Here is a 13,388-nt window from a genome sequence, read left to right as displayed (position 1 = left end):
AATCCTGGCCTCAGGCAAAACGGCGTGATTCGCCGTCGCCCTCAATATTTTTAACACATCGACCACATAATTCGGGATGATCAGTATGGTTACCAACATCTTCTGTTTGATGCCAGCAACGTTCACAACGAGCATTGGCAGAAGCATGAATATCAACAGCCAGACCTGACAGGCTCGTATTAATGGCCGTTGCAGGTTTCTCTCCTATGGCAAAACGTTTGGCAGAGGATGTGATCAAAACAAATCTCAATTCGTCACCCACTTTATTCAGCACTTTCAGCAACTCGTCTTCTGCATAAAGATTGATATCCGCGGTCAGGCCACCTTTGACTTCACCCTGATTGCGTTTATTTTCCAGCTCTTTCGCTACAGCCTCACGTACAGAAAACAACTGTTGCCAATCTGCCAACGACAGAACACTGTCTACTGCTAATGGCTCCAACAAGGGATACCACTCATTCAACAATACGGAGGCATTACGTTGTCCTGGAATAAATTCCCACAGCTCATCCGCAGTAAAACTCAGAATCGGTGCAATCCAGCGGGTTAAGGCTTCCAGAATATGGTACATCGCCGTTTGTGAAGAGCGACGTCCAAGACTATCGGCCGGCATAGTGTATTGGCGATCTTTAGTGATATCCAGATAAGCACTGCCCAGCTCATTGGCACAGAAATTATGTACCTTCTGATAAATCAGATGAAACTGATAACTTTCGTAAGCAGCCAGGATTTCCAGCTGTAAATGGTAAGCCCGGTCCAGCACCCAGCGATCCAGTGGCAATAGCTTTTCGGTTGTCACCAGATGGGAGGCTGGATCAAAATCATTCAGATTCGATAATAAATACCGTGCAGTATTACGAATCCGGCGATAAGAATCCGCAGTACGCTTCAGAATTTCATCCGATACCGTCATTTCAGCACTGTAATCTGTGGCCGCCACCCAGAGGCGGATAATATCGGCACCGAGGTTATTGACCACTTTTTGCGGTGATACTGTGTTGCCCTTCGATTTGGACATTTTCTTGCCTTCGGCATCCACGGTAAAGCCGTGAGTCAGCACAGCTTTGTAGGGTGCTTTTCCGGTGGTGGCAACTGAGGTCAGTAATGAAGACTGAAACCAACCACGATGTTGATCACTACCTTCAAGATACAAATCGGCAGGGCGCTGCAAACCGTCACGACGGGTTAACACGCAGGCATGTGACACACCGGAATCAAACCATACATCCAGCGTATCAGTGACTTTGTAATAATCGTCGGCATCGCCACCAATCAGCTCACTGGCATCCATATCAAACCAGGCATCAATACCCTTTTGTTCAACAGCCAAAGCGACTTTCTCGATTAAAGCTTGAGATTCAGGATGTAATTCCCCACTCTGCTGATGGACAAATAATGGAATGGGCACACCCCAGGTCCGCTGACGTGAAATACACCAGTCGGGGCGGCCTGACACCATATTTTCAATACGCTTCTGGCCCCAATCTGGCATCCATTTGGTCGCAGCAATGGCCTGCATCGCCTGATCACGTAGACCATTCTGATTCATGCTGACAAACCATTGTGGTGTCGCACGGAAAATAATTGGTGTTTTATGCCGCCAGCAATGTGGATAGCTGTGACGGATATCCACATGACAGAGTAATGACGATTTTTCTTTTAATAATTCGATAACCTGAGGGTTGGCTTTAAACACCGATTCACCGGCAAACACAGGAGTATCAGGTAAAAAGACCCCATTACCTGCTACCGGATTATCGACTTCCAGTTTATATTTCAAACCTACAATATAGTCATCCTGGCCATGACCGGGAGCAGTGTGAACCGCACCGGTACCGGCATCGGTTGTCACGTGCTCACCCAGAATAACCGGAACTTTACGATCATAAAATGGATGCTGTAGCTGCAAACCTTCCAACATTGCACCTTTACAGCGAGCAATGACTTCGCCTGTTAACTGGTAACGCTCAAGGGCTTTTTCGTAGAGCGCTTCTGCTAACACCAAACGCTCATTAACGCATTGCACTACCACATAATCCAATTCAGGATGCAGACATACGGCCTGATTGGCAGGCAAAGTCCATGGTGTAGTGGTCCAGATGGCAATACTGATTGAACCTTTGCCTTCATTTGGACAGGCTTTATCAAATGCAGCAGCATCCACCAGTTGAAAACGTACATCTATTGCAGGTGAGGTTTTGTCTTCATATTCGACTTCAGCTTCTGCCAGAGCAGATCCACAATCGACGCACCAGTGAACAGGCTTGACGCCTTTGTGCAGATGACCATTTTCAATGATTTCACCCAAGGTACGGATGATATCCGCTTCAAACTGAAAATCCATCGTCAGGTAGGGATTATCCCAATCCGCCAAAACACCTAAACGTTTGAAATCTTCACGCTGTCCATCAACCTGCTTGGCCGCATAATCACGACAAGCCTGACGAAACTCAGCCGGAGAGACTTTAACGCCCGGCTTGCCTACCTTTTTCTCGACATTTAATTCGATAGGTAAACCATGACAATCCCAACCGGGAACATAAGGTGTGTTAAAACCACTAAGAGTCTTGGACTTCAGAATAATATCTTTGAGAATTTTATTGACGGCGTGACCGATATGGATATCCCCATTGGCATATGGAGGTCCATCATGCAGAATAAATTTGGCTTTAGCCTGATTTTTTTGTCGCAACTGTTGATACAGGTCTTGCTCCTGCCAACGCTTTAAAATCTCGGGTTCGCGATTGGGCAAACCGGCTTTCATCGGAAAGTCGGTCGCAGGAAGGTTTAAAGTGTGTTTGTAGTCGGCCACAAAACGTCTCGTTGTCGTCAAATAATAAAGCGCTCGATTATACGGGTTTTTCGCGCTGACCTAAATCACTGAAATAAGGTTTGTTTGGGCTTTGCCCGATGCGAACGGGCTGAATTGCAGTAAAATGTTCAACCAATATCCATTTTGTCAATTTAAGAGCTCCTAATTCGATGACTGCAACGGAAAAAGTGATCATTAAAGGCATCACCAAAGACGGCGGTAAATTTCGTCCAAGTGACTGGGCAGAACGACTATGTGGTGCGGTGGCCAGTTATGGTCCGGGAAGAAGAATTATTTTTCACCCTCAGGTAAAATTGGCGTCACTGGAAGGAATAAAATGTGTCGTCATTGATGCGCAGCTTGAAGAAGACGATATCATGCTGTTCGAGTTTCTCCTCGAGTTTGCCGAAGATAACCAATTGCAAGTTGAAAAAGTGGCTCATTTGCCTGAGTCATAGAGCCAGCATTTTTTCATCGCCGCTCCGCTTGCCCTCTCACGGATGCGAGAAATATAAACCCTAGGCAGGATCTAATCCTCGTGTTCGGCGTCCGGCCAGTTTTGTATGTAGTTTTTCAACAGTTTGTTTTCAAACTTCGCTTTTTTCAGCAGCTCTTCCACAATATCCGTAATCGATAGCATCCCTTCAAGATGTCCTTTGTAAACCACCGGTAAATGACGAATATTATGTTCAACCATTATATTCATCACTTCTTCCAGTGTATTATCCGGGTCACAGGTATAGGGATTCGGTGTCATGGCGTCTGCGGCCGTTTTCGGCTCCCACATCGCATGTTTCTGGTGCAGAACGTTCAGCAAATCACGTTCTGACAAAATGCCGACCAAAGCCCCATTGTCCGTCACCACTAATGAACCAATGCGATGTTCCATCATCAGCTGGACAGCTTTGTCCAGGGAATCAGTTGGTGTCAGGCCGATAACCGGCTTACCTTTGTTTTTGGTAATGAGTCTGACTTTCATCTCTCTCTCCGGCAACGAAATGGAAAATTCATTCTGCTTGAGAACTCATCTCACTGGCAAGCCTTTTAAAGATGCTCTCGAGTTGAACGGAACTCAATTTCCGGCCAGCGCTCAATGGTCAGGTCCAGATTGACACGTGTCGGCGCGATATAGGTCAGGTTATCTGCCCCATCAAGCGCCAGATTCATTGAGGCCTTACGTTTGAATTCTTCAAGCTTTTTCACATCATCACAATAAACCCACCTTGCGGTGTGCACCTGAACTGGCTCATAGGCGCACTCAACGCCATACTCTCCTTTAAGACGGTGTACGACTACATCGAATTGCAATACTCCGACGGCGCCGAGAATCAAATCATTATTATCCAATGGCCGAAATAACTGGGTGGCGCCCTCTTCGCTCAACTGTTGTAAGCCTTTTAATAATGCTTTGTTTTTCAAAGGATCTTTTAAACGGACTCGACGGAATAGCTCAGGAGCAAAATAAGGAATGCCGGTAAACTGCAGATCTTCACCCTGGGTAAAAGTATCACCGATTTGGATAGTGCCGTGATTATGTAACCCCAAAATATCACCTGGCCAGGCTTCTTCTGCCTGTTCGCGTTCTGCAGCCATAAATGTCACCGCATTAGCAATGGTGACATCTTTACCAATCCGGGTTTGACGTAACTTCATGCCTTTGGTGTAGTGTCCGCTGCAAACGCGCATAAACGCAATCCGATCGCGATGCTTGGGATCCATATTTGCCTGAATTTTAAATACAAAACCGCTGAAATTGTCTTCATCGGCGACAACATTACGGGTTTTGGTTTCACGAGGCTGAGGGGCGGGGGCATACTCTACATAGGCATCCATCAACTCGGTCACACCAAAATTATTCATTGCCGAGCCAAAAAATACCGGAGTCATTTGTCCGGATAAAAAGGCATCCAAATCAAATTCATCGCTGGCGCCACGCACCAGATCAATTTCTTCACGTAACTCTTGCGCCATAGAACCGAATAATTCATCCAGGCGTGGGTTATCCAAGCCCTGAATCAACTCTCCCGCCTCTTTACCACCATGCGCTTCAAATAGTCGAATATTGTCATTGTAGAGATGGAAAATGCCTTTAAAACCTTTGCCCATACCAATTGGCCAGGTGATTGGAGCACAACGGATATTCAGAATATTCTCAACTTCACTGAGTAAGTCCAGAGGATCCCGACCTTCCCGATCCAGCTTGTTAATGAAAGTCAGAATTGGCGTATCACGTAACCGACAGACTTCCATCAGTTTAATAGTGCGTTCCTCAACACCTTTGGCGCTGTCAATGACCATTAATGCCGAATCAACTGCCGTTAAGGTACGGTAGGTATCTTCAGAAAAGTCCGCATGGCCGGGTGTATCGAGCAGATTAACGATGCGATCTTTATACGGAAACTGCATTACCGAAGAAGTAACGGAAATTCCCCGTTCCTTCTCCATCTCCATCCAGTCAGAAGTAGCATGTCTATCGGTTTTACGAGACTTAACACTTCCAGCCATCTGAATAGCACCGCCGAATAGGAGTAATTTTTCCGTCAGTGTCGTTTTACCGGCATCTGGATGCGAAATAATGGCAAAGGTGCGTCGTTTGGAAACTTGTTTTTGTAACGGGCTTTCGGACATAGTAACTCAGTTTTAGATAGATAGAAGCCAATCCACATTGGCAGCACACGCATGAATGCGAGTATTTTGGATGATAATCAGGAATCCGACAATTCAGCTGTGGCGGCTTTGATTTGATTACGGCCGGTTTGTTTTGCTTGATACATGGCCTTGTCTGCCCGTTCTATCAGTTGTTTACGTGTTTCTTTGCCTAACAACGCTTCGGCAACACCGATGCTGATGGTAATATTTCCCACCGTTTCGAAAACCACTGATTCAATGTGTTTGCGCAATCGTTCTGCCAACCCCATCGCCTCATCCAGACCATTATGCGATGTCAGAACAATAAACTCTTCACCGCCCCATCGGCCGAAAAAATCGCTGGCACGGAGCTTGGCCTGAACCTGATCGGCTAAACCTGTCAGCACTTGATCACCCACATCATGCCCGTAGGTATCATTGACCTGCTTAAAATGATCCACGTCGAATAGCAAGATTGAACAAGGGTGACCATAACGTTCTGCAGCGGCAAGTTCAGTATCGATTGCCAGCTCCATTCGATACCGATTCCATATTTTGGTCAACGTATCGGTATGTGCGATCTCTTTCAGTTGGGTGTTTGCCCGCTGTAATTCTGTATTAAGGCGATTGATTTGATGCACTGTAATGGCCACAGCCAGATCTTCTGCCAGATCCTGCGCCGCATTTTGTTCACTACTCGTCCAACACTGAGCTTCATTTTCTACTGTTTCAATCCAAATTGGGTAACCACGCTCTTCGGCTGACTGCAACGGATTCTGTGTAATCGTTTCAATAATATGTTTTTTGGCAACCCATCGATATTCGGTCTTCTGCGCACGTCTGAACAACAATAACCAACCCGAATGGCTTTGTTCTATTGGTAAAGGCACAGCAAGCAGTCCTGCTCTGTTTCGTAAATTGACCAGCTCATCCAGAGGGCTTTGTGACAATTGATCACAAGCCCAGCAGGGTTTATTTCCAATAGCCGTGGACAGCCATCGCCCGACAATATCAACTTCATAAGTATCCAGCGTTTCACCGATACACCTGACTTCATTACGATATAACAAGGCAATGCCGATACAATTAAACAGTTGCATCCAGTCCCGGCCATAAATGTCGAGTAACCTGGTTGGCTGAACTACTTTGTCCCGTTCTGCTGACAATAATTCACGGCTGTTTAAAACATTTTCCAAAAACATCGCCTGTTGACGAGCCTGCAATAAAAACATTCGCTGCGTGGCCATTTGTACCAGATTAAATGCCGCATCCCGCTCTGCCGCAGAAATCTGCATTGCTTTAAAATGGTGACAGGTCAGTATTCCCCACAGTTTTTGTTCACCTGTGATCGCGATGGAAAGCGAAGCATCAACTTTAATTTCACGCAGATATTGTTGATGAAACGGAGATAACCCTCTCAACATACCAGCGGTTAAATCCAATGGGGGTACAGCAATGTCAGTGGATGTGGGAGCAAAAGGCACTATTCCGGCATTTACATCCGAGACATAACGTATCGGGTTAATGGAGTAACGATTTCTGACCTCGGCAGGAATATCGCTCGCTGGAAAACGGTAATTCAATAAGCTGCGGGAAGCATCACGACAGACTTCCGCAATCGCGGTACGGTGCCAATGTGAATCAAACTGACATAGCAATACGCGATCATACCCCGTCACCGCCTGTACACTCTGTACTAGCATTTGTTGTAAAGACTGTATTTCCTGAACCTGAGCCAACCGACTTAACCACTCATTAACGATTGGCATTAAACGCTGCTCACCCGAGCGTGAAAGGGGTTCAAACTCAACAACTATTGAGGCATTACTGCGGTAAGCCATCACGTAAAAACGTTGATAAGAACCAGCCACCTGACGATTTATCATTAACGCCGAGGCTAAGCGAGTGCTTGCAGAAAGAGCTTGCAGTAAACGCTGATGGAGTTTACTGCCCAGAATATCCTTGGGGGAAGAACTCAACGCCGTTTCGACGGAAATACCCAGATTTTCTTGCAAATTTGTACTGACTTGCAAAATTTTCTGTAATTTCTCATCAAAACGGATAAGACAGCCGAATGATTGAATGGCTTCAATTCGATTCACTGCAGAATGTTGAGTTTCAAAAGTAATTGCCAAGAATGATTCCAATTAATATCAGATACCGTAATGCGAAGTAATTGTAGTCTTAATAGTGTAAAAAAACTGAAAATCAATCGAACGCAGTATCTGCACATTTTATACAGCGAGTCACTGTCAAATCGAAATTTAACTGTGCTTCACTGATAGCCTGATCACACACAAAACAAAAGCCAAAATCATCCTGTTCGATACGTCGCAATGCGCCATCGATTGCCTGTAATTGCGCTTGTTTAAACTTCAATGCTTCCTGCTGTTGAATTTGCTGACGAAAGGATAAGCCGTCCAATTGTGCAGGGTGTATTTCAACCATACTCAGCGTATCGGCTTCATTATCCGTCAACAATGCCAGTTTAAGCTGCAGTAACTTTTGTCGATAGTTTTCCAACTGCACAATATTCATCTGATTCAAGGGTTGTATCCTGATTAACGCAGTAGTAATAACGGAATGTCACTCATCCGCACCATTTTTGCCGTGTTACTGCCAACCAGAAACTGACGGATCCGCGAGTGGCCATATGCGCCCATCACCATCAATTCAATTTCATTATCACGTTGATATTGATGTAATGCCGGTTCTACTGCTCCTTGTAATAAAGCAGATGTGACATCAAAACCTGCAGATTGAAGATGTTGCAATGCGGAATTAAGTTTGGACTGATGACTGGTATCGTCTTCAGCCACCATGACGATATGACATGGCATTCCTTTCAACAGCTCACTTTCAGCAACTTTCTCCAATGCTTTGGTTGCTGTGGCACTCCCATCATAAGCAATCATAAAACGTTGTGGAATGGTAAATTCCGGTAAGGTTATGAGAATAGGTTTATTCAAAGCACGAATAACATTTTCCAGATGACTTCCCAGACTATGTGTTTCATTTTCATGCGCTTGTCCTTGACGCCCCAATACCAGCAGTCGCGTATCCTCCTGCAAGTCTGACAAGGTTTCCATTAGGCTGCCGTGTCTTTGATGTGTCGTCACTTCAATCGCGCCGTGTTGCTGGGCTAACGCTCTGGCCTCCTGCAAAATGTTTTTGCCATGTTCTAAAGCCAATCGCCCGCGTTTTTCATCTAACTCAATTAGTTCTTGCAGCAAATGCTCATGGCTTCCCAAACCAATATTGCCGGACAGATTTTTACTGTTTTCGGGTTTGGGGTATTCCGTTTTATCCAGCACATGCAATAAATCCAATGGCGCTGTTAAACGTTGACTGGTCCAAGCGGCAGCTTTACAAACAGCCGGTGAAGTAATTGAACCATCGATACAGGCAATTATTTTTGTCATTTCTCTCTCCTTTGAACTTTTAATTAGTGATATTAACGATAAATAACACTAATGATCGGCGAGTATTTTTTCGACTTCTTCCGGCTTATCATGTACACCAAATCTATCCACTATTGTTGCGGTAGCCGCATTCATTCCAACCAGCTCAACTTCGGTTCCTTCACGACGGAATTTGATCACCACCTTGTCCAATGCTGAAACCGACGTAATATCCCAGAAGTGAGCATGGCTCAAATCAATTTCGACTTTTTCTAAAGCTTCTTTAAAATCAAATGCTGCAGAAAATTTGTCAGATGAGGCAAAAAATATCTGCCCTCTGACTTCATAACGTCGTTTCGTATCATGTTCACTCAGCTCGCTTTTTACCACCATGAAATGGGCCACTTTGTTGGCAAAGAATAAGGCGGCCAGCAATACCCCGACAAAGACGCCAAGCGCAAGATTATGGGTAAACACCACAACGGCCACCGTCACCACCATAACGATATTGGTCGACAGGGGATGTTTCTTCAGATCACGGATTGAGGCCCATGAAAATGTGCCGATAGACACCATAATCATTACTGCCACCAAAGCGGCCATGGGGATCTGTACCAGTAAATCATCCAGAACCAATACCATGAATAAAAGGAACAAGCCGGCTGTCATGGTCGATAAACGGCCTCGGCCACCTGATTTTATATTGATAATCGACTGACCAATCATCGCACAGCCAGCCATACCACCCAATAAACCCGAACCTATGTTAGCCACACCCTGACCTTTACATTCACGATTTTTATCACTTGCAGTATCGGTTAAATCATCCACAATCGTGGCTGTCATCATCGATTCCAGCAGTCCGACCACGGCCAGGGCGATGGCATATGGGAAAATAATCGACAATGTTTCCAAATTAAGAGGTACATCCGGCCATAAAAATATCGGTAATGTATCCGGTAATTCGCCCATATCCCCAACCGTGCGAATATCGATATTGAACAGCACCGCCACGACCGTCAGCACGATGATGGTGACCAGCGGAGAAGGCAATAAACGACCGATAGTCGGGATGTACGGGAATAGATAGATAATGCCCAAGCCTGCCGCAGTCATCGCATAGACATGCCAGGTCACGTTAGTTAACTCTGGCAGCTGTGCCATGAAAATCAATATAGCCAAGGCGTTCACGAAGCCCGTTACCACTGAACGTGAGACAAACCGCATCAGATTACCCAGTTTCAAATATCCCATCACAATCTGAATAACACCGGTAAGTAACGTTGCGGCTAAAAGATATTCCAGTCCGTGTTCCTTAACCAAAGTTACCATCAGCACCGCCATGGCGGCTGTGGCCGCTGAAATCATGCCCGGCCGTCCACCGACAATTGAGATAATCACAGCAATACAAAATGAAGCATACAAGCCGACTTTGGGATCGACGCCAGCAATGATGGAAAAGGCAATGGCTTCCGGGATCAATGCCAAGGCCACGACAATTCCGGCGATCAGATCGCCACGGATATTGGAAAACCAATCTCGTTTAAGGTTTTGCAACATTAGTTTCTTCCTGTGTTCATAATTTTCAGAGACAGAGTATTGCCAGGCTTAAGGACATGGTGATGTCCACTCGAGTTAACTCGCGATGGTTATGATTTTCACAACCACTTTGTTGGCAGAGGTGATGTGTTAAACATCAAGGATCAGATCAGATCCTGAGGAAGTAATATGCTAGGGTGGATTTAACTTCACAATGATATTTTGGCTTATTTGAAAAACCGGCCAATATACAGGAATTTGCTCTATCTTCAAAACTTTACGGAAATATTCGCCTGTAAAACACCGCATTATCAGTCAGATTTCATAATCGTTTGAATGCTACAATCTGCCACCTGATACAAAGCTGTGGAGCGCACTGTGGAAAGCTACTACCTTATAACCGACTGGTTGGAGAATTATCCTCATCTCTATACGCTCATTGGCCTGAGCATATTATTACTGGTTTCCTGGGTCGCAAACTGGGTGGTCAAACGTATTCTGGTTCGTGGGGTCTATCGAATACTCAAAACCAGCCAGCTGGGCCGTTATTCATCCTTAGCAGACTCGCCGTTTATCAGACGGATGGCAAACATTGTTCCAGCCATAATCCTGTCGACGGGAATCGTCATTATCCCGAACATCTCGGATACGGCTATTGCGGTGGTCCAGAATGTCACTTCAGCTTTTATTGTATTGACCATTGCATTGGGTCTTGGCAGCTTGTTAACCATTGTTAACGATGCATACAGTAAACGTCCCGATGCTCATCTGAAACCTATCAAAGGCTATATTCAGGTTATCAAGATTGCGATATTTGCGATTGCCACCATCCTGATGATTGCCTCACTTATTGATCGATCTCCCTTAATCCTCTTATCTGGATTGGGTGCAATGGCCGCCGTGTTATTGCTGATTTTTCAGGACACTTTGCTATCACTGGTAGCCAGTGTGCAAATCAGCTCAAATGATCTGATTCGTGTCGGCGACTGGATTGAAATGCCCCCGCTTAATGCTGATGGGGATGTCATTGATATTGCATTGCATACCGTTAAAGTACAAAACTGGGACAAAACTATCAGTGTGATCCCCACCAAACGTTTTCTGACTGATCCTTTCAAGAATTGGCGCGGTATGCAGGAATCGGGGGGACGCCGGATTAAACGCAGTATTTTAATCGACCAGCAAAGTATTCATTTTTTAGCAGATGATGAACGGAAAAAACTGCACCGTTTCAGTTTGATGGATGATTATTTAAAGCAGAAGCAAAAAGATATTGATGAGTGGAACCAACAATTAGCCGAATGGGGCAAAGAGCCGGTGAACACCCGTCGTATCACGAATATTGGAAGTTTCCGTGCTTATGTGAATAACTATCTGAAAAATCATCCCAGCATTCATCAGAACTATACTTTGATGTCACGGCAACTAGAGCCGACAGCAAATGGTCTGCCTTTAGAGATTTATTGTTTTACCAATACCACTAATTGGATTGAATACGAAGGCATAGCCTCAGATATTTTTGATCACCTGCTGGCCATCTTGCCGGAGTTTGGTTTAAGAGTGTTCCAACAACCAAATGGGTTTGATATGCGTGAATTGAGACCCCAGCCTTTACCCAAGCCTGACGTTTCGATTAGTCCGGCACTTGGTGACACAAGCAAAGATACCCCCTAAAGTCATAAGGCGATATCTCTGATTGGCTTACAACCAAAGGAAAAATATTGGCTGAAAATATAGAGAAACAAGCAGCTACCATCAGCCATAATGTGGCACAGCTTATCCTGTTACTGGCAGGATTAACGGCGATTGCCCCCTTGGCTATTGATGCTTACTTGCCGGCCATGCCATTAATGGCCTCGGAGTTTGCTGTCAGCATTCATGATATTGAATTATCACTAAGTTTATTTTTAGCCGGTTTTGCCGTTGGACAGTTAACCGGTGGCCCTTTGTCCGATCACTTCGGGCGCAGACGTATCATCTTTGTGGGTCTGATCTTATTTTGTATTGCCAGTATGGGCATTGTGCTCAGTCATACATTGCATGGTTTGTGGGGATGGCGAGTAGTTCAGGCTATTGGTGGGGGTATGGCAATAGTGAATTCCTCAGCGGTAATTCGGGATATTAGCAGCGGCCGTGACAGTGCCCGCTATCTGTCGCATATGGCAATTATCATGATGATTGCCCCACTAATCGCTCCGCTTATCGGAACACTTTGTTTATACCTCGCCGGTTGGCATTCCATTTTTATTGTTTTGTTCGTCTATGCTTTACTGATTGGGCTACTGCTGCATCGCTTATTACCAGAAACGCGACAAATATCGACACATAAGACCTCTGCACTACGGCGCTACTATGAAGTTCTTTCACATCGTAAAGCGTTGGCCTATCTCGCGGCACAGAGTTTCACTTATGGTGGCTTGTTCAGCTTTATTACAGCTTCACCCTCGGTATATATGGTGTATTTTGATGTGTCTGCGTCGGTTTATCCATTTTTGTTTGGCATTAATGTATTAATGATGATTGTGGTGAATCGTATTAATGTTCGGCTTTTACATTATTACGATCCGCCTTGTTTGTTAAGACTGGGACAAATCCTGCAGGTAGTTACCGGATTGATGATGCTGTTTTATATTGTGATCAGCCCCGCTCCGGCATTAAGTATGATTGTGATGGGCATCATGGTATTTATTAGTTCACAAGCACTTATCGTATCGAACGCCATCGCCAGCACCGTGGAGTTCTTTCCACGCAGCAGTGCCACCGCCACCGCAGTGCTTGGTTCTTTTGGATTTTTATCCGGTGCCGCCAGTGGTCTACTGGTCAGTTCTCTTGGCGATGGCAGTTTATGGCCAATGATCACTGTAATGACTGGCTGTGCAATTGCCGGCCTGACATTAAAAACACTTATTTTGCATAGCTGCAAACACTTTCCAGCAAATAAAACTGGCTGTTAACCTTGTTTTAACCCTCTGGTCACTAAATTGGCTGTCACATAGACACCCATTTAT

At 45.2% G+C, this 13,388-nt stretch carries 10 protein-coding genes; 3 read left to right on the top strand and 7 right to left on the bottom strand.

The window, feature by feature from the left end:
* Positions 1–10: 10 nt before the first annotated feature.
* Positions 11–2,812 carry an isoleucine--tRNA ligase gene (gene ileS / locus LGT40_RS10745; RefSeq protein ID WP_226074042.1) on the bottom strand — a complete coding sequence of 934 codons (2,802 nt, stop codon included), beginning with the start codon at positions 2,810–2,812 and terminating at the stop codon, positions 11–13.
* 170 nt (positions 2,813–2,982) lie between these two features.
* Here ileS and LGT40_RS10740 point away from each other — a divergent pair, with 170 nt between their 5' ends.
* On the top strand, positions 2,983–3,270 hold the full coding sequence (locus LGT40_RS10740; protein WP_226074044.1) for a DUF3579 domain-containing protein: 288 nt from the start codon (positions 2,983–2,985) through the stop codon (positions 3,268–3,270).
* 71 nt (positions 3,271–3,341) lie between these two features.
* Here the strand turns inward: LGT40_RS10740 and LGT40_RS10735 are convergent, their stop codons facing one another.
* The 6 genes from LGT40_RS10735 to LGT40_RS10710 all read right to left on the bottom strand — a co-directional run bounded on the left by LGT40_RS10735 (position 3,342) and on the right by LGT40_RS10710 (position 10,401).
* Positions 3,342–3,791, bottom strand: coding sequence for a CBS domain-containing protein (locus LGT40_RS10735; RefSeq protein ID WP_226074045.1), 450 nt, complete (start codon positions 3,789–3,791; stop codon positions 3,342–3,344).
* A 65-nt stretch (positions 3,792–3,856) separates the two neighbouring features.
* Positions 3,857–5,440 (bottom strand): peptide chain release factor 3, encoded by a 1,584-nt coding sequence (locus LGT40_RS10730; RefSeq protein ID WP_226074054.1) that lies wholly within the window; start codon positions 5,438–5,440, stop codon positions 3,857–3,859.
* A 77-nt stretch (positions 5,441–5,517) separates the two neighbouring features.
* Positions 5,518–7,575, bottom strand: a complete 2,058-nt coding sequence (locus tag LGT40_RS10725) for a sensor domain-containing diguanylate cyclase (RefSeq protein WP_226074056.1) — start codon at positions 7,573–7,575, stop codon at positions 5,518–5,520.
* Between the two features lie 73 nt (positions 7,576–7,648).
* Complete coding sequence (locus tag LGT40_RS10720; protein ID WP_432758077.1) at positions 7,649–7,978, bottom strand: TraR/DksA family transcriptional regulator; 330 nt, start codon at positions 7,976–7,978, stop codon at positions 7,649–7,651.
* 23 nt (positions 7,979–8,001) lie between these two features.
* Complete coding sequence (locus LGT40_RS10715) at positions 8,002–8,862, bottom strand: universal stress protein (protein WP_226074060.1); 861 nt, start codon at positions 8,860–8,862, stop codon at positions 8,002–8,004.
* A 48-nt stretch (positions 8,863–8,910) separates the two neighbouring features.
* Entirely contained in the window at positions 8,911–10,401 is a 1,491-nt protein-coding gene (locus LGT40_RS10710; RefSeq protein ID WP_226074062.1) for a SulP family inorganic anion transporter, read from the bottom strand.
* Positions 10,402–10,758: 357 nt separating this feature from the next.
* On the opposite strand from LGT40_RS10710, the gene LGT40_RS10705 reads away from it, so the two are divergent.
* Entirely contained in the window at positions 10,759–12,054 is a 1,296-nt protein-coding gene (locus LGT40_RS10705) for a mechanosensitive ion channel family protein (RefSeq protein WP_226074064.1), read from the top strand.
* A 47-nt stretch (positions 12,055–12,101) separates the two neighbouring features.
* On the top strand, positions 12,102–13,334 hold the full coding sequence (locus LGT40_RS10700; protein WP_226074072.1) for a multidrug effflux MFS transporter: 1,233 nt from the start codon (positions 12,102–12,104) through the stop codon (positions 13,332–13,334).
* The last annotated feature ends 54 nt before the right edge of the window (positions 13,335–13,388 follow it).

The organism is Methylophaga pinxianii, from assembly GCF_020447225.1.
Classification (GTDB): Bacteria; Pseudomonadota; Gammaproteobacteria; order Nitrosococcales; family Methylophagaceae; genus Methylophaga; species Methylophaga pinxianii.
The sequence above is the reverse complement of the archived record's forward strand: the minus strand, read 5'-3'. Positions and strand labels throughout refer to the sequence as shown.

Bases quoted from the DNA above. Each gene is read 5' to 3' on its own strand.
- LGT40_RS10720 (WP_432758077.1), bottom strand. From the start codon at position 7,978: ATGAATATTGTGCAGTTGGAAAACTATCGACAAAAGTTACTGCAGCTT.
- LGT40_RS10710 (WP_226074062.1), bottom strand. From the start codon at position 10,401: ATGTTGCAAAACCTTAAACGAGATTGGTTTTCCAATATCCGTGGCGAT.
- LGT40_RS10735 (WP_226074045.1), bottom strand. From the start codon at position 3,791: ATGAAAGTCAGACTCATTACCAAAAACAAAGGTAAGCCGGTTATCGGC.
- LGT40_RS10740 (WP_226074044.1), top strand. From the start codon at position 2,983: ATGACTGCAACGGAAAAAGTGATCATTAAAGGCATCACCAAAGACGGC.
- LGT40_RS10715 (WP_226074060.1), bottom strand. From the start codon at position 8,862: ATGACAAAAATAATTGCCTGTATCGATGGTTCAATTACTTCACCGGCT.
- LGT40_RS10730 (WP_226074054.1), bottom strand. From the start codon at position 5,440: ATGTCCGAAAGCCCGTTACAAAAACAAGTTTCCAAACGACGCACCTTT.